The organism is Caulobacter sp. Root655, assembly GCF_001427665.1.
Lineage (GTDB): Bacteria > Pseudomonadota > Alphaproteobacteria > Caulobacterales > Caulobacteraceae > Caulobacter.
Genome location: NZ_LMHC01000001.1, coordinates 274,958 through 292,858 on the forward strand (window position 1 = coordinate 274,958; position 17,901 = coordinate 292,858).

Genomic DNA, 17,901 nt, shown 5'->3' on the forward strand with positions numbered 1-17,901 from the left:
GAACCGGTATCCGCTTCGCTTGAAGAATGTTCTAGAGCGCGGGCGCCAACTGCACGACCTTGTAGCCCCGCGCCTTGAGGGCCTCGAGGAAGCGGGGAATGACCTCCACTGTATGGGCCTGGTTGTCGTGGAACAGGATGATGCCGCTTCCCCGGGCGTCCAGCCGTTCAAGAACCCGGGCCAGGGTCACCTCCGCCGCCTGGCCTCGCCAGTCTTCCGAGGATATGTCGGCGGCGATCACCGCGATGTTCTTGCGCTCCGCGTAGGCGAGCAGCTCGGGCGTATGCTTGAATTCGGGAAAGCGATAGAGGCGCGTCGGCTTGCCGGTGGCCTGCTGGTTGCTGGCCAGCCCCCTGTCGAAATCGGCGATCTGGTCGGCGGGGCTCAGCGTGCTCATCGGCACATGCGCCCAGCTGTGGGAGCCGATGACATGCCCGTCGGCCTGGACCTGTCGCGCCAGCGCGGGGTCGGCGTCGACCCGCTTGCCGATCATGAAGAAGGTCGCCCGCACGCACTGGCTTTTCAGCGCGGCCAGGATCTTCGGCGTCGTCGCGGCGACGGGGCCGTCGTCGAAGGTCAGGACGACTTCCTTGGCCTTGAGCGGCAGCGGGCCGTAGCGGAACGTCCCGTACTCGGCGCCCCCCTGGGTCGGGATTCTGAGGACCCGGCTCGTTCCGAGGGCTCCGGGGGTCGCGCAGGTGATGGCGGCCGAGGCCGCGCCGGCGACGCTCCACAGGGCAAGGCCGGCCAGGATCGCGGCCAGGTGCTGAATTCTTCGGCTCATCTCAAACTCACTCACGAAGTTGGGGAACGTCTCGCCGACTAAGGCGATTCAATTGGTGCAGTGCAACAATAGAGCGCCCAGCTCACGACATGGTTTCCCAGAAAGGTGGCGGAATGAGATCAACGTCCTTCGAAGCGGGCGCGACACGTCGCGAGATGATGCTGGGCGCGACGGCGGCGAGCCTGGCCGCGGCCGGCCCCTCGGCGGCGCGGGCCGAGTCCCCGACCCTCAAGGCGCTGGCGGCGCAGTCGGGGCGGGTCTTCGGAGCGGCGGTGAGCTGGAAGCAGCTGGACGACCCGGGCTTCGCCCGCCTGGTGGCCGACCAATGCGCCATCCTGACGCCCGAATGGGAGATGAAGTGGGGCGCGGTCGAGGTCCAGCGCTATCATCCGGACTACGGACCGGCCCAGCGGATCGTGGATTTCGCCAAGGCCCACGACCAGCAGGTCCGAGGGCACACGGCGCTCTGGGCCAACAACCTGCCGCCGTGGGGCCGTGACGCCTTGATGGGACGCGACGGGCGGTCGACGGCGACGGCGCGTTTAAAGCAGATCCTGGAACGCTTTCCGGGCCTGGCCGACTGGGACGTGGCCAACGAGGCGATCGAGCCGCGCAACGGCCGCCCGGACAACCTTCGCACCTCGCCCCTGGTGGTGGCCATGGGGCCGGACTGGATTTCGGATGCCTTCTTCGAGGCGCGGAAATACGCCCCGAACTCGAAGCTCTACTACAACGACTACGGCCTGGACTATGCCGACACGGCCTCGGACACCAAGCGGCGGGCGGTGCTGGGCCTGCTGGAACGGCTGCGGAAGAGGGGCGCGCCGATCGACGGGCTTGGAATCCAGGCCCACCTCAAGCCCGACGCCCAGCCCTTCGACGAGCAGGTCTTCAGACGCTTCCTGCGCGACGTGGCGGCGCTCGGCTACGACATCCGAGTGACCGAGCTGGACGTCAACGACCAGCGCCTGGTCATCGACCGGCAGACCCGCGACGCCCGGGTGGCCGACGAGGCGCGGCGGTACCTGACCGTCGCGCTGGACGAGGCCGCGGTGACCGGGGTGATCTGCTGGGGGCTGTCGGACCGCTATGGCTGGTTGCGTCGCAGCAAGCGCTTCGGCCGCCATGACGGCGTCGTTCCGCGTCCGCTGCCGTTCGACGACGCCCTCAAGCCCAAGCCGCTGTTCTTCGCCATGGCCGATGCGTTCAGGCACGCGACGCCGGCGATCATCCGCAAGGTGCGGGCCTAGCAAAACGCTAGTCGAACGCGCCTTCGGCGATCAGCCGCTGCTTGGTGGCCTCGGCGTTGGCGAAGCGGCCGTAGCGGCCGACCTCGATGTTCTCGCGGATGATCTGGGCCGGGTTGCCCGCCACGATGCAGCGGGGCGGGACGTTCTTGGTGACCACGGCGCCAGTGGCCACGATGCTCTCGTCGCCGATCTCGACGCCGGCCAGGATGGTCGAGCGGGCCCCGATGAAGCAGTTCTTGCCGATCCGGGTGTGCAGGTAGACGCCGCGGGTCATGTCGTGGGTCAGGATGGCGGCGCCGAACGCCACGTAGCTGTATTCGCCGACATGCACGCCGCGGGGATAGGTGGTGTCGAAGCGGGCGCTCAGCGAGAAGACGCTGGTGGGGTGCAGGTCCATCCCCCAGACCTTGTTGAAATAGGCCCGCTTGGTGTTGAGGATGACGTCGCGGATCTTGAGAAACTGGTTGAGGCTGCGGAACGCCATCTGGAAATCCTTGGAAGCTGGGTCGTCGGCTGGTGAGGCGGGTCAGGCGGCGAACAGGCCGGCGCGGACCGCTGACAGGTAGTCGCCCACCGAGAGCTCGCGCCGGAGGCACAGATAGGCGCCGACCGCGGTCTTGCGGGCCAGTTCCCGGGCCAGGCCGGCCTGTCGCCGTCCGTAGCGGCCCAGGGCGATCATGCCGCCCCGATAATATTTGGCGCGAATGCCCGGCGTCTTGTCGCGATGGCCCACCAGGATCGCGTCGGCGTAGGCCGTGCCCCGCCCGGTCAGATAGGCCCGCAGCGCGTAGTCCAGGTCCTCGGCGCCGTGGTTGGGCGTGCCCAGCCCCAGCTGCTCGTCGAACAGGCCGACCGCCGTCGCTACCGAACCGCGCACGAAGATGGTGTTCGAGGAGGCGTTGCGCACGACGTCCGCCGAACTGGCCGGCCGGGTGGTCAGCGCCTGCTCCGGCGACCATTGACGCGGTTGGCTGCCGTAGCGGCAGAAGAAGAAGCCCAGTCGCGGGTCGGCCTCGAGATGTTCGATGATCCGCTCGACCAGTCCGGCGGGATACCAGCCGTCGTCGTCGGGAAACGCCACCAGGGCCTCGGGCGCGATTTCCTGGGCCGCCAGCACCGGCGCCAGCAGGATGTTGCGCGCCTTGGACAGCGACACCTGTCCTTCGACGGCCTGAGCGCGGACGAAGGCGGGCAGGGCGGCCTTCAGTTCGGCCAGCCGGTCCGGGGAGCAGTGCTGGAACAGGATGTTCAGCGTCACGGCCGGCTGGAGCGCCGATGCGGCCAGCGCGGAGACGGAATCCAGCATACGCTGAAGTTCCATTTCCCGGTCGGCCTTGACGTTCGTGGTCGAGAACAAATGAACTTGCATGGGGTGTGGCGCCAGTAACGGTTGTGGGCTGACTTAGGCCGGAGCCTCTGTCTTTGGGCAACAATAATCAGTGTCGTTTATGACCGAATTTGTGGCATCATTGGGAATATGCACAAAAAAGATATAGTATTGGTCGGTCTTGGTACGAGCTTGACCGCAAGAGGTGGCTGGCTCGACGCCCTCGCTATTGGGCTTTCGAAGCGATGGCGGGCCCGCGTGAAGGCGATAAACCTCGGGGGCGGGGGCAAGGCGTCGCCCTGGGGGGTGTCGATGCTGCCCAGGGTGGTCGCGGCCAGGCCCGACATCGTGCTCGTGGAGTTCTCGGTCAACGACGCGGATATCCGGTTGGGGGTCAGTCTCGAGCAGAGCCGCGCGAACGCCCGGCGGATCGTCGACGAGCTGAAGCGGCGCTGCCCGGGCGTCCGGATCTGCCTGATGACCATGAGTCCGGTGCTCGGCGTTAAGGCGCTGCTTCGACCGATGCTCGGCGCCTATTACGACGTCTGGCGGGCGGTCGCGGCCGAGAGCCGGGTGGAACTGATCGACATCTATCCGCTCTGGCGCCGTCAATCGGCGGCTCGGCTGCGGGCGATGATTCCCGACGGCACGCATCCCACCGACGCCGCCGCCCTGGCGATCACCCTGCCCGCGGTCGAGCACGCGCTGTCGCGCTAGGATTCTCGGCGCCCCCTAGGTTTCATAGGCCGGCTTGACCTCGCGCGAGGGGCTGGGCTTGGCGAGCAGGCGGGTCTTGAGCCAGGCGAGGCAGGGCTTCTCGATATAGAGGTGCAGAAGCACGCTCATCGCGATGACCGCCGTCATCAGCACCATGAAGGCCGCCTCCGGGTTCAAGGGAAGCTTGGTGGCGCGCAGCATGCGGACCAGGAACGAGGAGGCGGGGGCGTGGATCAGGTAGAGCGCGTAGGACGCGCCGCCGGCCAGGGCGGTCCACCGCGCCGGCTTGAGCATGCCCTTGAAGTCCAGGCCCGCCCCGCCCCAGATCACCAACCCGGCGGCGACCGTGTAGAGGATCGGGCTCAGCTTGGCGCCGAGGGGGATGTCGTCGTGCGGCATGGCGCGGCCGATGGCCCATTCGTAGGCCATCAGGCCCACGAAGACGGCGACACCCGCGATCAGCAGGGCAAGGGGCCGCCGGGGCGGGGCGTGCAGGACCTGTCGGGCCACGAGGATGCCGATCCCAAAGCCGAGGTTGTAGGTGCTGAAGAAGATCGGGCCGCGGGGTCCGGTGTCCACCGTCCAGAAGGCCAGGTTCCAGGCCAGGATGGCCAGCATCCAGGCGATGATCGCGTACTGGCGCGCCGGCTTGAAGACGATGGAGATCGCGAACAGCGCGTAAAACAGCAGTTCGTGCTTGAGCGTCCAGGCCACGCCCAGGACCATCCGCTTGCCATGCGGCAGCAGCAATGCGTCGGCCGCGATGGACAGCGGCGTGAATTCGCCCTTCTCGGTGAGGGAGGGCACGGCGAGATAGGCCAGGACCAGCGGGACGAACACCAGGAGATAGAGGGGGTAGATCCTGATGATTCTCTTCAGTGCGAAGGGCTTCAGTCGCGACGGATTCCCCAAGTCTTTGGCGTGGGAATAGTAGATGATGAAGCCGCTCAGCACGAAGAAATATTCGACGCCACAATGTCCGGCGCGAAAGGCGTTCATCAGCGGGTATTGGCCGTAATACTCGTAGGTGATATAGGCCAAATGGTAGGCGCAAACGAGTAGTGCGGCTATTCCTCGGCCGATTTCCAAACTAACGAGCACGCGAGGCTGTCGAGGGTGGGTTGACGACAGCTCCATCACGCTACTCCTGAACTACTCGTTTAAGACAGCACCTTGCGCCGAGATCGTCGGGCGCTTTCGCTTGCTTTTGTCTGTACGGCAACGGACACCCCACTCTTCACTGGGAAGGCGAAAGCGGCTACGATTATAATGAACGACGTTACTGACGAACTAATCGCGTTGTCGCTATTACAGTATATGAAGAACGTTGCTGCTGCCAACAGAAAAACGGGATGCATGCCAACCCGTTTCGAGAGCCATATATTTATGCAAATGGCTATGAGGCAGGCGAAAATTATCGCAGCTCCAGCATAGCCGCATTCGACTGCGATCCTCAAGTACTCATCGTGGGCGGCGATGGTCGTGGTTAACTTGGTAACCTGTTCCGGAACCACGAGAATTTGGTGTCCCAGGCCGATGCCGAAGGTCGGGTAGGCGCGCAGGACGTCCCGCAGCGCTTGCCAGATCATCTCGCGGCCGCTGAGGCTGTTGCTGCTGAAGCGCGCCAGCAGCGACGCGCCGACCATCAGGAAGGCCGCGATCCCCACGGCGGGGCCCGCCAGCAAGGTCGCCACGAAGCTGCTCAGGGTGTGGCGATAGAGGGTCAGATAGACCGCCGCGATCGCCAGCATCGCCAGGAAGAACGGCGCGCGCGCGGCGGTCAGCAGCAGGATGACCAGGTTCACGCCCAGCAGCGCCAGGTAGCGCCAAGACCGTGTCTGGGCCCAGCCGATCGAGGCGGCGAACGCGCCGACATAGCAGATCGATCCCAGGCCCGCCGGAATGCTGGAGCCCTGCAGCCGGCTGACGCCCAGGAAATCGGTGTGGCGCAGCTCGTGCAGGTGCAGGACGGCGTACAGTCCCCCGACGGCCAGGTCGGCCAGCGGCATCCAGGCGAACAGCTTGATCAGCAGGTCGCGGTCTTCTTCGGTCGGATCGCCGGCCAGCAGCAGCCACGGCGTCAGCAGGCTGATGAGGCCGCGCAGGTAGCGGTCGGTGCTGAAACCGTAGAAGTCGGTGCCCATGGCGGTGACCATGGTCGTCAGGGCCATCACCCCGATCAGCGCCAGGACCGCCAGATTGACCTTCCGTCCCAGCAGGAAGATGACGCCGCACAGCAGCAGCAGGCCCTTCTCGATCGGCGTCGAATTGCCGATCGGGCTGATGATGTCGAGGTTCAGGACGATGATCGCGAGATAGATCGTGATCAGCACATGGAACGCGCGTTTCACGACCGCCAGCCCTCCTTGCCGACCTTGAGCAGCAGGTCGCGGAGCTGGGCCGTCTTGGACCCCAGGATCTTGTCTTCGCTGAGTTGCCCGGCGCCCAGCGCGGCGCGGCGCAGGGCCTCGGCGGCCCGGTCCAGGCTGCGTGCGTCGGCGTCCGCCCGCCAGCCGTCCAGCGGCTTGGCGGCGAGGCCCTTCTTCAGGACGCGGCGATAGAGGGCGTGTCCGGTCGCGCGGCGGCGGTAGGACCAGGGGTGGCGCTTGGACGCCAGGTCGCGCGTCAGGTGGCGGACGGCCGCGTCGGGCGTGGGCTCGGTCGTGAAGCGCTTGCCGTAGAGGTGCAGGGTGGCGCTGCGCAACCCTTCCTGCGCCGTGCTGGCCGGCAGGCGCTGCGGCGCGTAGCCCATGCCCAGCGACTGGCTCCAGTCCAACCACTTGAAGGTGCTGGTCTCCGACGAGGTGCTGACCGCGACCCAGGGTGTGCGAAGGCAGTCGGCGACGATGGCCGCGTGCATGGCGTCCGCCACCACCAGCTTGGCCCGGCGCAGGCGCTCGATCGTCTGCTTGCTGTCGTCGCGCGGGTCGACGAAGCCGAGGCCGGCCCGCTCGGCGGCGGCGCGCCAGGCCCCGGTCGAGAGCGCCTCGTGGTGGGGCATGAACAGCACCCCCTCGCGCTCGCTGTCGGGCAGCGGGGCGTATTCGGGCAGGGTTCCGATCAGGACGGCCGGATCGACCACGGCCGCGCTTTCGGGCAGGCCGAGCATCCGGGTGGTCAGGGGGCCGCGCACGCAGGGGATGCGCCAGTCGGCGCCGCCGAAGCTGGGGGGCGGCGGGCCGTAGCCGATGCCGCTGCCGAACACGATCCAGCGGCCTTCGTCGTGCATGCGCGGGCCGATGATCGTGCCGATCCCGCTGAAGGTGACGCCGTCGTTCTCGTCCTGGAAGGCTTCGGGAATGAAGCGATTCCAGAGCCAGGCGTTGACGTCGTCGCCGAAATTGCCGTGCGGATCCTGATAGTAGAAAAGCTTCATGACCCTATCCGTTAGGCGAGGCGGCGACCGGCGCGGTCGCGCGGCGGCGTTGCAGGAGTTCTTTGGCCAGGGTGGCCATGTCGGCGACGAAGCCGCGCCAGACGCCCAACCGGTCGCCCGCGAACAGGGCGCCGAAATAGACGATCGCGCCGACGCCCGCCACAGCGGCGATGCGCGCCAGCAGCGGCCAGTCGGCCGAGACCCGGCCGCAGGCGAAGCAGGCCGCGGCCATGATGGCGGTCGCGGCGAGGGGCGGGGTGATGCGGGCCAGGAACGGCCGCGCCTCCACGCCGAGCGAGCGGTTCATGATCACCAGGTTGATGATGGCGAACAGGTAGATGCGGGCCACATGGGCCACGACCACGGCCAGCAGGCTGAACTGCGCCGCGACACCGATGACGATGATGGTGAAGGCGGTCTGCCAGAGGGCCTGCGACCGGATCGCCTGGGTGCGCCCCTGGACGATCATCACCGGGCCGAAGATCAGGCCCAGGCATCCGCCCAGCGCCGAAAGACTCAGCAGCGAGAGCACCGACGCCGACTCCGCCCACTTCGCTCCCGCCATCAGCAGGACCACGTCCTTGGACAGCAGGCTGATCCCCACGAACAGCGGCGCGGTGGAGAGGAAGATCAGCTCGACATACCGCAGATAGGCGTTGCGCAGGGCGACGGGCGCTTCGCTGAGGCGCGAGAGCGAGCTGATCGCCACCGAGGTGATCGGGGTGACAACCAGTTGCAGCGCGAATTCGTAAAGCCGCCAGGCGACGCGCGACACGCCCAGGGTCACGACGCCCAGGAAGAAGGCGACGTTGAAGTCGACGATGCGGCCGTTGGCGATCTGCAGCGTGTTGCTGATGGTCACGTCGAGCCCGGTCCGCAGCAGGCGCGGGCATTCGGCGCGTTCGAACACCCGGCTCGGCTTCCAGGGCTGGGCGATCCACACCGCGGCCGTGTAGGTGACGGTGTAGACCAGCTTCTGCGCGGCCAGGGCGAAGACGCCGTAGCCGAGGCTGGCCAGGATCACCGCCGCGACCGCGCCCAGCAGGGTGGCGACGACGTTGCGGACGGCGATGCCCTTGTAGCGGAAGTCGCGCCGGAGGATGGCCTCGTTCACCTGGCCCAGGTTCTGGATCAGCGGCACGGCCGCCAGCATCAGCAGCACCAGGGCGATGACCGGGGTCTTGCTGACGGCGGCGAACGGATAGGCCGTGCCCCCGACCAGGGCGAGGATCGCCACGCCGATGGTCGTCAGGATCCAGAAGGCGGTCGAGAGGGTCTTCTGGTCGTCCGAGCCCTTCTGCAGCAGAGCCTCCACCTGGCCGAAACGGCCAAACAGCGTCAGCAGGTCGATGAAGGCGGCCGCCAGGGCCATGACGCCGAAGTCGCGGGGCGACAGGATGCGCGCCAGGTAGAGGAACGTGCCCAGAGAGACGGCCAGCTGTCCGCCGTTGCCGACGACCGTCCAGAGCGAGTTGAAGAAGGCGGAACGCTTGAGCATGGGCTGTCCTACGCGGCCCGCTTCACGTCTGCCGCGGGGGCCAGGGCGTTGGCGAGCTTCCGCTTGAGCATGTCGACGGCGGCCATGGCAAGGTCGGGCTGCAGGGTCACGGCCTTGAGCGCGCCGCCGAAGTCGCGGTCGCTGATCGCCACCCGCACGTCGTGCAGGCCGGCCAGGCGGCTCATCAATTGCTTGCGCGCGCGCAGGCTGGCGGCCGCCTGGGCGGACAGCTTGTCGCCGTATCGCTCGACGATCACGTCCGACAGAAGGGCCTGGGCGCGCAGGTGCTCGCCGCCGGCCCGGCTGAGCGAGCCCTCGCGGCGGCGATAGACGTAGCCGGCGAAGGCGCAGGCCACGAACCGGGGCCGGTCGACCAGGGCGTCGGCGTAGAGCAGGAAGTCCTCGCCGGTCTTGAAGCGCGGGTCGAACCGCAGGTTCAGCGCGCGCACAAGATCGGCGCGGAACATCGGCTTCATGTAGCCGGGGCTGAGCCAGCGGCCGAACTTGGCGGCTTCGGCGAAATAGAGTTCCGGAGTGACCTGCGTCGGGTCCTCGTGGATGAACCCGAAGGCCAGCTGCGTCGAGGACGTGGCGGGAAAGGCGCAGACCTGCTGGTTGTCGACCACCACGGCCGCGTCGGCCGCCAGCGCCGTCGCCAGAAGCCGTTCCAGACGCGTGGGCCTATAGAGGTCGTCGGCGTCGAGCAGGGTGATCCAGTCACCGGAGGCCACGGCCAGGCCCGCGTTGCGAGCGCCCGACGCGCCGAGGTTCTCGGGGAGGAACACCGGTTTGACGCGGGGGTCGCCGGCGGCGGCCTGGGCGATGATCGCGACCGAATCGTCCGTCGAGCGGTCGTCCACCACGATGCATTCGACATCGGCATGGCTTTGGGCCAATGCTGAAGCTATAGCATCACCGATGAACGCCTCGGCGTTATAGCAAGGGATGACGATGGATATCTTCGTCAACGTCGGTTCCCCAAAACACTAAAGACGCGCCGACCTTACTTGGCGCGACGCACGGATGACCTATCACGCGTTCGCCCGCTAGGGGCGAGGCGCGGTCATTTCACACCAGGCAATCATCAAATCGCCTTATCGCGGCCCAAGGCGCCTCCATTGAAGGCGCCCGATCCCCACCGCTCGCGAGCCTTGTCGTAGGGTGACCGCTGGAGCCGTCCGCGTCGGGGGAATATCACGACGAAGGAGATCGAATTATGACAAGGGCGGGCGACCCTGTTCCATCGGTCCGCGAGATCATCCGGCTCGGGCGCCTTTAGGCGTAGAATGAACGGTACCACTCGGCGAATCGCTCAAGGCCCTGGGTGAGCTTGACCTTGGGCCTGTAGCCGGTGAGGGCGTGCAGCTTGGAGATGTCGGCGTAGGTGGCCGTGACGTCGCCGGGCTGCATGGGGCGCATGACCTTGACCGCCTCGCGGCCCAGGGCCTCTTCCAGGGTCGAGATCATCTCCATCAACCCGACGGGGTCGTTGTCGCCGATGTTGTAGATCTCGTGCCCGCCCGCGGCCGGCGGGTGGTCGAGCACCCCGACGACGCCATCGACGATGTCGTCGATATAGGTGAAGTCGCGGGCCATCCGGCCCTGGCCAAAGACCTCGATCGGCTGGCCGGCGAGAATCTTCTGGGTGAAGCTGAAATAGGCCATGTCTGGCCGGCCCCACGGTCCATAGACCGTGAAGAACCGCAGGCCCGACATCGGGAAGCCGTAGAGCTTGGCGTAGCTGATGCTCATCAGTTCGTTGGCCCGCTTGGTGGCCGCGTACAGCGACACCGGCTCGTCGACCGGGTCGGTCTCCTTGAAGCCCGCGCCAGGCTCGCCGTCGAGCGACTGGAGACGGTCGCCATAGACCGAGCTGGACGAGGCGTAGACCAGGTGGGTGACGCCGTTGCGCCGCGCGGCCTCCAGCACCGACAGGTGGCCGGCCAGGTTCGAGCGCTCGTAGGCGAAGGGGTTGTCGATCGAGTAGCGCACGCCGGCCTGGGCGGCCAGGTGGACGATCCGCTTGGCGCCGCTGTCGTGGACCAGCGCCTCGAAGGCCGCGCCGTCGGCGATGTCCATGCGGACCATGGTGAAGCCCGGACGGGCCTCCAGCCGCGCCGCCCGCGCCGCTTTCAGCGCCGGGTCGTAATAGTCGGTGAACACGTCGACCCCGATGACGGTCTCGCCCCGGTCGAGCAGGCGGTGAGCGACATGGGCCCCGACGAAGCCGGCGGCGCCGGTGATGATAACGGTCATGGCTCGCCGTCTGTACCCCTGACGCTCAGCCGCGTCCAATGCTGGCGTCCGTGAGCCGATGGATCACCGACGTGTCAGGATCACGGCCTGGGTCTCGGCGCTGACGGTGTCCAGGCTTCCCTGCAGGGGTTTGGCGTCGGCGCAGGTGTCGGTCCAGCGCGAGTCGGCCGTCTTGCCCAGTTCCACCAGTTCGGTCGTGCTGACGATGAAGAACCGCTCGCGACGGGTATTGTGGGTCAGCAGGATGTAGCGGCCGCAGACCCAGGCCTGGTCGACACCCCGGTTGACCGCCTGGTCGGCCAGGATGACGCGGGCGTCCGGGTGGCGGCGTTCGAGCGAGCGCTGGGCCACGCCCGAAAGCGCCGCCGGGACCGGATCGCTCGGGAGCGTTTCCGCCACCTCAGCCGGTGGCACAGCGACTTCCCGGGCCGGCCCGCAAGCGGTGGTCACCAGGCAAAGCAGGGCTGTGGCGGGGATGAGGCGGTGAAGCACGGCTGCGCTCGTAGGATGAGAGTCACAGTATAGCTTGAATAGAGGCTACGGCATAGCTTTCCGGGAAGGTGTTTTCATCACGAAAAGGGGCCTGGCGTCGCCGCCAGGCCCCTCCGTCGTCGCGTGGGCGCGGCGTTTAGGCGGCGGCCTTGGTCTTGACGCCGAAGCGGCTGTAGAAGGTCTCGCCCTTGGCGGCCATGTCGCGCAGGAGCTGGGGCGGGGCGAACCGCGCGCCGTACTTCTGGGCCAGGGCGTCGCAGGCCTCGACGAACTTGGCCACGCCGACGCCGTCGATCAGGCTGACCGGGCCGCCGGTCCAGGGCGCGAAGCCCCAGCCCAGGATGGCCCCGACGTCGGCTTCACGCGGGTCGGTGATCACGCCTTCCTCGAAGCAGCGGGCGGCTTCCACGGCCTGGCGGTAGAGCAGCCGGGTGCGGATCTCCTCGATGCCAGCCTTGTCGACTTCGGCGATCTTCACCGGCGCGAGGTCGGCCAGGCCCTTCCACAGGACCTTGGGGCCGCTCTCCGGATAGTCGTAGAAGCCCTTGCCGTTCTTGCGGCCGTAGCGGCCCTCGCCCTCGACCATCTTCTCGATGATCGTGGTGAAGGGGCGCTCCTCGTACTTGTCGCCGAGGTCCTTCTTGGTCTGCTGGGCGATCTTGTAGGAGAGGTCCAGCGCGACGTCGTCGTGCATCTCCAGCGGACCGCGCGGCATGCCGGTGGCCCGGCCGACATTGTCGATGATGGCCGGGGCGTAGCCGTCGGACAGCAGCTCCATGCCTTCCTGCACGAACGTGCCGAAGCAGCGCGACGTGTAGAAACCGCGGCTGTCGTTGACGACGATCGGGGTCTTTTTGATCTTCAGGACGTAGTCGATCGACTTGGCCAAGGCCTCCTGCGAGGTTTCTTCGCCCATGATCAGCTCGACCAGGCCCATCTTGTCGACCGGCGAGAAGAAGTGGATGCCGATGAACGAGGCGGGACGCACGCTGGCCTTGGCCAGGCCGGTGATCGGCAGGGTCGAGGTGTTGGAGCCGAAGATCGCGGTGTCGGCCAGCTGGGCCTCGGCCAGCTTGGTGACCGACGCCTTGACGTCGCGGTTCTCGAACACCGCCTCGACGACCAGGTCGCTGCCCTTGACGTTGGCGTAGTCGGCGGTCGGGTGGATCAGGGCCAGGATGCCCTCGCCCTTTTCCTTGGTCATCTTGCCGCGCGAGACGGCCTTGTTGACCAGGGCCTCGGCGTAGCCCTTGCCCTTGTCGGCGGCTTCTTGCGTCTGGTCGATCAGCACGGTCTCGATGCCGGCCATGGCTTGGACATAGGCGATGCCCGCGCCCATCATGCCGGCGCCCAGCACGGCGACCTTCTTGACGTCGTAGTGCGGCACGCCGGCCGGGCGGCCCGAGCCTTTGCCCAGTTCCTGCAGGCTGAGGAACAGGGTGCGGATCATGCCCTTGGCCTGGGGCGACATCAGGGTCTTGAGGAAGTAGCGGGTCTCGATGCGGATGGCCGCGTCGAACGGCACCTGCAGGCCCTCATAGACGGCCTTCATGATGTTCAGCTGGGCGGGATAGTTGCCATAGGTCTGCTTGCGCAGCATGGCGTTGCCCATGACGAACACCTGGCTGCCGCCAGCCGTGTAGGGACCGCCGCCGGGCAGCTTGAAGTCTTTCTTGTCCCACGGCGCGACCGGGTCGCCCTTGGTCTTGACCCAGGTCTTGGCCGCCTCGATCAGCTGATCGGCGGGGACGACCTCATGCACGACCTTGAAGCCCAGGGCTTCGGCCGGCTTCATCGACTTGCCTTCCAGCAAGAACGGGGCCGCCGCCATCACGCCCATCAGGCGGGTCAGGCGCTGGGTGCCGCCGCCGCCGGGCAGCAGGCCGACCTTGGCTTCCGGCAGCGACAACTGGATCTTCGGGTTGTCGGCCACCACGCGGTAGTGGCAGGCCAGGGTCATTTCCAGGCCGCCGCCCATGGCCAGGCCGTTGATCGCCGCGGCGATCGGCTTGCCGCCGGTCTCCAGGGCGCGGAACGCCTTGTTCAGCGCGAAGCCGGCGTCGAACGCCGCCTTCAGGTCGCCGCCGCCGATCCCGCCTTCACTGCCGCCCAGTTCGCCGAGGTCGGCGCCAGCGCAGAAGCCGGTGGTCTTGCCCGAGGTCAGGACGGCGCCCTTGATGGCGTCGTTGGTCTTGATGGCCTCGACCACCTCGCCGATCTCGCGGATCACCGAGGCGGTCAGGGTGTTCATCGTCCGGCCGGGCACGTCGAAGGTGACCAGGGCGATCCCGTCGCCGTCGACCTCGATCTTGAAGTTTTCCATCGGAATTTCCTTTGAATTTCCGTTGTCATCCCGGCCGAAGCGGAGCGGAGAGCCGGGACCCAGGGGCAGTGCGCACCGCCCCTGGGTCCCGGACAGCGCTGCGCGCTTCCGGGATGACAACCCTTGTTGCTATCAGACGCGTTCGATGACGGTGGCGGTGCCCATGCCGGCCCCGACGCACAGGGTGATCAGGGCGGTCTCCTTGTCGGAGCGCTCCAGCTCATCCAGCATGGTGCTGACCAGCATCGCGCCGGTGGCGCCCAGCGGATGGCCCATGGCGATGGCGCCGCCGTTCACGTTCATCTTGTCGTGCGGGATGTTCAGGGCCTGCATCATGCGCAGGACGACGGCGGCGAAGGCTTCGTTCAGCTCGTAGAGGTCGATGTCGCCGACCGCCATGCCCAGGCGCCCCAGCAGCTTCTCGGTGACCAGCGACGGGCCGGTCAGCATGATCGACGGCTCCGAACCGATCGAGGCCATGCCCTTGATGCGGCCGCGAGCCTTGAGGCCCAGGGCTTCGCCCATTTCCTTGGTGCCGATCAGCACGCCGGCCGCGCCATCGACGATGCCCGAGCTGTTGCCGGCGTGGTGGACATGGTTGACCTTCTCCACCTGCGGATAGCGCTGCTGCGCCACGGCGTCGAAGGCCATCTCGCCCATGCCGGCGAACGAGGCGTTCAGCGAGGCCAGGGTCTGCATGGTGGTGTTGCCGCGCACGGTTTCGTCGTGGTCCAGGATGGTCAGGCCCAGCTGGTCCTTGACCGAGATCACCGATTTCTTGAACCGGCCGTCGGCCCACGAGGCGGCGGCCCGCTTCTGGCTTTCCACGGCGTAGGCGTCGACGTCGTCGCGAGAGAAGCCGTAGAGGGTGGCGATCAGGTCGGCGCTGACGCCCTGCGGGGTGAAGTAGGTCTTGAAGGCCGAAGACGGGTCGGTCGGCCAGGCGCCGCCGTCGCTGCCCATCGGCACGCGGCTCATGCTCTCGACGCCGCCGCCGATCGCCAGGTTGGCTTCGCCCGACATAACCTTGGCCGCGGCCATGTTCACGGCTTCCAGGCCCGAGGCGCAGAAGCGGTTGATCTGCACGCCGGCGACGCTCTCGGCGTAGTCGGCGGTCAGCACGGCGGTGCGGGCCACGTCGGCGCCCTGCTCGCCCACCGGCGAGACGCAGCCCAGGACGACGTCGTCGACCTTGGAGGTGTCCAGGCCATTGCGGTCGCGGAGGTTCTCGAGAACCTGGGTGGCCAGGGACAGGGCGGTGATCTCGTGCAGAGACCCGTCCTTCTTGCCCTTGCCGCGCGGGGTGCGCACGGCGTCAAAGATGTAAGCGTCGGCCATTTGATGGCTCCTTCCTGCGTAGGCTTGGATGGTTCGTTAACCAAAAAGGCGTCTGTTTCCGGTGGCTTGGAGAACAGGACGATGACGGCAGCTGAGCGCTCGACGGACGCGGCCCACCCGGTGGTGAGCGACTTCATCGCGCGCGGCTATCATGTGTTCGAGGGTGGTGTGGATCCGGCGACGGCCGGCGATCTGCTGGCCAAGATCCGGGCTCTGCGGACCTTCGATACGGACCTCTTCCTCGGCGAGGCCGAGTTCGACGCCGACCCGCAATATATCGGGGTCAATCCCGCGCCCGGCCGCAACCTGCTGGAGCGGTTCGAGGCCGAGCTGGCCTTCGTCGAGAACGACCCGGCCATCGTTTCGGCCCTGACCGCCCTGCTGGGCGAGAGCTACGAGATCCTGCTCAAGAAACTGATCTGCGGCGTGCCGGCCAGTGTCGTGCCCGACTGGCTGAAGACCCGCATCGCCGGCAACCCGGTCAACAACCTGGGCGCCTATGTGAAGGCCCCGTTCCGGGACATCACCTATTTCTACGGCATCGACTTCCACCAGGACCTGATCGACTACAAGGACCGGGAAGCCGACTTCATCACCCTGTACATCTACCTGCACGACGTCGGCGCGCATGACGCGCCGCTGTTCCTGCTGGAGGACAGCCACAAGCTGGGCGGGACGCTGTTCCCGCACGACCTGGCCAAGAACGACGGTGGTTGGCTGTATCGCGACGGGCGGGGCAATGCGGTCCAGACCCGGCAGCACCTGCTGACCGGCCAGACCGGCTACGCGGCCATGTGGCACGCCTGCACCCTGCACGGCACCCAGCCCGACGCCGCCGACAACGAGCGCCTGAGCCTGCGCTACCTGATCGCCCGCAAGCCAGGCGTTCCCGCCCCGGGCATGGACGCCGTCAACGCCACCCTGCTGGGCCCGCTCAGCCTGGAGGCCACGCGCCAGGACCTGGACGCGCGCGGGGCGGCCCAGATCAAGGCGAACAGCGTCAACAAGGCCTGAGGCGCGGGTCATTTTTTCCACGGCCCGATCGGCGCGTGAGCCGTTTGCGCGCAGGACAGGCCGCGCGCGCCGGACTTGGCGCTGTAGGTGACGCGGTAGCCGAACTCCGGCGCGGCCAGCTTGCAGGCGGTGAAGCCCGGCGTGGTGACCGACAGCGACCAGTCGGCGACCTTCGAGCGCAGCAGGGTGATGCACCGGGGCGAGCCCGCCGTCAGCGGCGTCTCGAAATCGCCCGGGAACTTCGAGCCCGGCTTCTTGCCCACCAGCTTGCCCGAGAAGAACAGCGGCCGCCGCCCTTCGGGGCGAACGCAGACGACCGCCGCTCGGGCGTCCTGAGGGGGAGCATCGGCCAGCATGATCATCACAGCGTCCTCGCGATCAGCAGTTTCATGATCTCGTTGGTGCCGCCGTAGATGCGCTGCACGCGGCTGTCGCGGTACATCCGGGCGATCGGATATTCGTTCATGAAGCCATAGCCGCCGAACAGCTGCAGGCAGCGGTCGACGATCTTGTTCTCCAGGTCGCTGACCCAGTACTTGGCCATCGAGGCGGTGGCGGCGTCGAGCTTGCCGGCCAGGTGCTGCTCGATGCAGTGGTTGACGAACACCTTGGCGACGGTCGCCTCGGTCTTGCATTCGGCCAGCACGAACTGGGTGTTCTGGAAGTCGATGATCGCCTTGCCGAACGCCTTGCGCTGCTTGACGTAGTCGATGGTCAGCTCCAGGGCCCGCTCGATGGTGGCCATGCCCTGGACGGCGATGTTCAGCCGCTCCTGGGGCAGCTGGCCCATCAGCTGGAAGAAGCCCTGGCCCTCGTCGGAGCCCAGCAGGTTCTCGGTCGGCGCCTTGACGTCGTTGAAGAACAGCTCGGACGTGTCTTGGGCCTCGTGGCCCAGTTTGTCGAGGTTGCGGCCGCGCTCGAAGCCTTCGGCTCCGTCGGTCTCGACCACCAGCAGCGAGACACCACGCGCCCCGAGAGTCGTATCGGTCTTGGCGACCACGATGATCAGGTTGGCGGTCTGGCCGTTGGTGATGAAGGTCTTTGAACCATTGATCACGTACTGGTTGCCGGCCTGTTTGGCGGTGGTCTTGACCCCCTGCAGGTCCGAGCCCGCGCCTGGCTCGGTCATGGCGATGGCCCCGACCAGCTCGCCGGTGCAGAGCCTGGGCAGCCAGCGCTGCTTCTGCTCTTCCGTGCCGTAGTGCAGAATGTAGGGGGCGACGATAGCGTTGTGCAGGCTGATGCCGAAGCCGTCGACGCCCTTCAGGCCCAACTGCTCCATCAGCACGGCCTCGTGGCGATAGTCGCCGCCGGCCCCGCCGTATTCTTCCGGCAGGGAAAGGCCCAGTAGCCCGGCCTCCCCCGCCTTGTTCCACATGGCCCGGTCGACGATGTGGTTCTTGCGCCACGTCGCCACCACGGCCTCGGGGGCGTGCTCGTCGAAGAACTTGCCGACCGCGTCCTCGAAGATCGCGATGTCTTCCTCGGCCATGAAGGCCGGCTTTTCGACGTTGAGCACGCCCATG

Annotated in this window: 17 protein-coding genes; 3 read left to right on the forward strand and 14 right to left on the reverse strand. The window is 67.1% G+C overall.

Annotated features, from left to right (window positions below):
• Positions 1–31: 31 nt before the first annotated feature.
• Complete coding sequence (locus ASD79_RS01275; protein ID WP_082584762.1) at positions 32–784, reverse strand: polysaccharide deacetylase family protein; 753 nt, start codon at positions 782–784, stop codon at positions 32–34.
• Positions 785–897: 113 nt separating this feature from the next.
• Here ASD79_RS01275 and ASD79_RS01280 point away from each other — a divergent pair, with 113 nt between their 5' ends.
• Positions 898–2,034, forward strand: a complete 1,137-nt coding sequence (locus ASD79_RS01280) for an endo-1,4-beta-xylanase (RefSeq protein WP_162252323.1) — start codon at positions 898–900, stop codon at positions 2,032–2,034.
• A gap of 7 nt (positions 2,035–2,041) precedes the next feature.
• Here ASD79_RS01280 and ASD79_RS01285 read toward each other — a convergent pair whose 3' ends face one another.
• Both ASD79_RS01285 and ASD79_RS01290 read right to left on the reverse strand, forming a co-directional pair.
• Positions 2,042–2,518 (reverse strand): DapH/DapD/GlmU-related protein, encoded by a 477-nt coding sequence (locus tag ASD79_RS01285; protein ID WP_056719249.1) that lies wholly within the window; start codon positions 2,516–2,518, stop codon positions 2,042–2,044.
• Between the two features lie 42 nt (positions 2,519–2,560).
• Positions 2,561–3,403 (reverse strand): hypothetical protein, encoded by an 843-nt coding sequence (locus ASD79_RS01290; RefSeq protein WP_156400314.1) that lies wholly within the window; start codon positions 3,401–3,403, stop codon positions 2,561–2,563.
• 108 nt (positions 3,404–3,511) lie between these two features.
• Between ASD79_RS01290 and ASD79_RS01295 the strand changes: the two genes are divergently transcribed.
• Positions 3,512–4,078 (forward strand): SGNH/GDSL hydrolase family protein, encoded by a 567-nt coding sequence (locus tag ASD79_RS01295; RefSeq protein ID WP_082584764.1) that lies wholly within the window; start codon positions 3,512–3,514, stop codon positions 4,076–4,078.
• Positions 4,079–4,093: 15 nt separating this feature from the next.
• Here ASD79_RS01295 and ASD79_RS01300 read toward each other — a convergent pair whose 3' ends face one another.
• The 9 genes from ASD79_RS01300 to ASD79_RS01340 form a co-directional block, all read right to left on the reverse strand.
• Positions 4,094–5,215 carry an acyltransferase gene (locus tag ASD79_RS01300; protein WP_082584765.1) on the reverse strand — a complete coding sequence of 374 codons (1,122 nt, stop codon included), beginning with the start codon at positions 5,213–5,215 and terminating at the stop codon, positions 4,094–4,096.
• Positions 5,216–5,238: 23 nt separating this feature from the next.
• On the reverse strand, positions 5,239–6,429 hold the full coding sequence (locus tag ASD79_RS01305) for an O-antigen ligase (protein WP_056719253.1): 1,191 nt from the start codon (positions 6,427–6,429) through the stop codon (positions 5,239–5,241).
• Positions 6,426–7,454, reverse strand: a complete 1,029-nt coding sequence (locus tag ASD79_RS01310) for a polysaccharide pyruvyl transferase family protein (RefSeq protein WP_056719254.1) — start codon at positions 7,452–7,454, stop codon at positions 6,426–6,428. The genes ASD79_RS01305 and ASD79_RS01310 overlap by 4 nt, the downstream gene beginning before the upstream one ends.
• A 4-nt stretch (positions 7,455–7,458) precedes the next feature.
• The gene (locus ASD79_RS01315) at positions 7,459–8,952 is read right to left on the reverse strand and encodes a lipopolysaccharide biosynthesis protein (protein WP_056719255.1); all 1,494 of its coding nucleotides are present in this window, start codon (positions 8,950–8,952) and stop codon (positions 7,459–7,461) included.
• A gap of 8 nt (positions 8,953–8,960) precedes the next feature.
• The gene (locus ASD79_RS01320; RefSeq protein ID WP_082584766.1) at positions 8,961–9,920 is read right to left on the reverse strand and encodes a glycosyltransferase family 2 protein; all 960 of its coding nucleotides are present in this window, start codon (positions 9,918–9,920) and stop codon (positions 8,961–8,963) included.
• Between the two features lie 307 nt (positions 9,921–10,227).
• Positions 10,228–11,208 (reverse strand): NAD-dependent epimerase/dehydratase family protein, encoded by a 981-nt coding sequence (locus ASD79_RS01325; RefSeq protein WP_056719257.1) that lies wholly within the window; start codon positions 11,206–11,208, stop codon positions 10,228–10,230.
• Positions 11,209–11,271: 63 nt separating this feature from the next.
• A complete protein-coding gene (locus ASD79_RS01330; protein WP_162252326.1) occupies positions 11,272–11,559 on the reverse strand; it encodes a hypothetical protein in 288 nt (95 codons plus the stop codon).
• Between the two features lie 277 nt (positions 11,560–11,836).
• Positions 11,837–14,023, reverse strand: coding sequence for a 3-hydroxyacyl-CoA dehydrogenase NAD-binding domain-containing protein (locus ASD79_RS01335; protein WP_056719259.1), 2,187 nt, complete (start codon positions 14,021–14,023; stop codon positions 11,837–11,839).
• 132 nt (positions 14,024–14,155) lie between these two features.
• Complete coding sequence (locus ASD79_RS01340; protein WP_056719260.1) at positions 14,156–15,361, reverse strand: acetyl-CoA C-acetyltransferase; 1,206 nt, start codon at positions 15,359–15,361, stop codon at positions 14,156–14,158.
• Positions 15,362–15,442: 81 nt separating this feature from the next.
• Between ASD79_RS01340 and ASD79_RS01345 the strand changes: the two genes are divergently transcribed.
• Positions 15,443–16,375, forward strand: coding sequence for a phytanoyl-CoA dioxygenase family protein (locus ASD79_RS01345; RefSeq protein ID WP_056719261.1), 933 nt, complete (start codon positions 15,443–15,445; stop codon positions 16,373–16,375).
• A gap of 8 nt (positions 16,376–16,383) precedes the next feature.
• On the opposite strand, the gene ASD79_RS01350 is transcribed toward ASD79_RS01345, so the two are convergent.
• On the reverse strand, positions 16,384–16,731 hold the full coding sequence (locus ASD79_RS01350; protein WP_082584798.1) for a hypothetical protein: 348 nt from the start codon (positions 16,729–16,731) through the stop codon (positions 16,384–16,386).
• 5 nt (positions 16,732–16,736) lie between these two features.
• Positions 16,737–17,900 (reverse strand): acyl-CoA dehydrogenase family protein, encoded by a 1,164-nt coding sequence (locus ASD79_RS01355; protein ID WP_056719263.1) that lies wholly within the window; start codon positions 17,898–17,900, stop codon positions 16,737–16,739.
• Between the last annotated feature and the right edge of the window lies 1 nt (position 17,901).

Coding starts and splice junctions, on each gene's coding strand:
- ASD79_RS01345 (WP_056719261.1), top strand. CDS start 15,443: ATGACGGCAGCTGAGCGCTCGACGGACGCGGCCCACCCGGTGGTGAGC.
- ASD79_RS01300 (WP_082584765.1), bottom strand. CDS start 5,215: ATGGAGCTGTCGTCAACCCACCCTCGACAGCCTCGCGTGCTCGTTAGT.
- ASD79_RS01295 (WP_082584764.1), top strand. CDS start 3,512: ATGCACAAAAAAGATATAGTATTGGTCGGTCTTGGTACGAGCTTGACC.
- ASD79_RS01355 (WP_056719263.1), bottom strand. CDS start 17,900: ATGGGCGTGCTCAACGTCGAAAAGCCGGCCTTCATGGCCGAGGAAGAC.
- ASD79_RS01290 (WP_156400314.1), bottom strand. CDS start 3,403: ATGCAAGTTCATTTGTTCTCGACCACGAACGTCAAGGCCGACCGGGAA.
- ASD79_RS01315 (WP_056719255.1), bottom strand. CDS start 8,952: ATGCTCAAGCGTTCCGCCTTCTTCAACTCGCTCTGGACGGTCGTCGGC.
- ASD79_RS01340 (WP_056719260.1), bottom strand. CDS start 15,361: ATGGCCGACGCTTACATCTTTGACGCCGTGCGCACCCCGCGCGGCAAG.
- ASD79_RS01335 (WP_056719259.1), bottom strand. CDS start 14,023: ATGGAAAACTTCAAGATCGAGGTCGACGGCGACGGGATCGCCCTGGTC.
- ASD79_RS01350 (WP_082584798.1), bottom strand. CDS start 16,731: ATGCTGGCCGATGCTCCCCCTCAGGACGCCCGAGCGGCGGTCGTCTGC.
- ASD79_RS01285 (WP_056719249.1), bottom strand. CDS start 2,518: ATGGCGTTCCGCAGCCTCAACCAGTTTCTCAAGATCCGCGACGTCATC.
- ASD79_RS01275 (WP_082584762.1), bottom strand. CDS start 784: ATGAGCCGAAGAATTCAGCACCTGGCCGCGATCCTGGCCGGCCTTGCC.
- ASD79_RS01310 (WP_056719254.1), bottom strand. CDS start 7,454: ATGAAGCTTTTCTACTATCAGGATCCGCACGGCAATTTCGGCGACGAC.
- ASD79_RS01280 (WP_162252323.1), top strand. CDS start 898: ATGAGATCAACGTCCTTCGAAGCGGGCGCGACACGTCGCGAGATGATG.
- ASD79_RS01325 (WP_056719257.1), bottom strand. CDS start 11,208: ATGACCGTTATCATCACCGGCGCCGCCGGCTTCGTCGGGGCCCATGTC.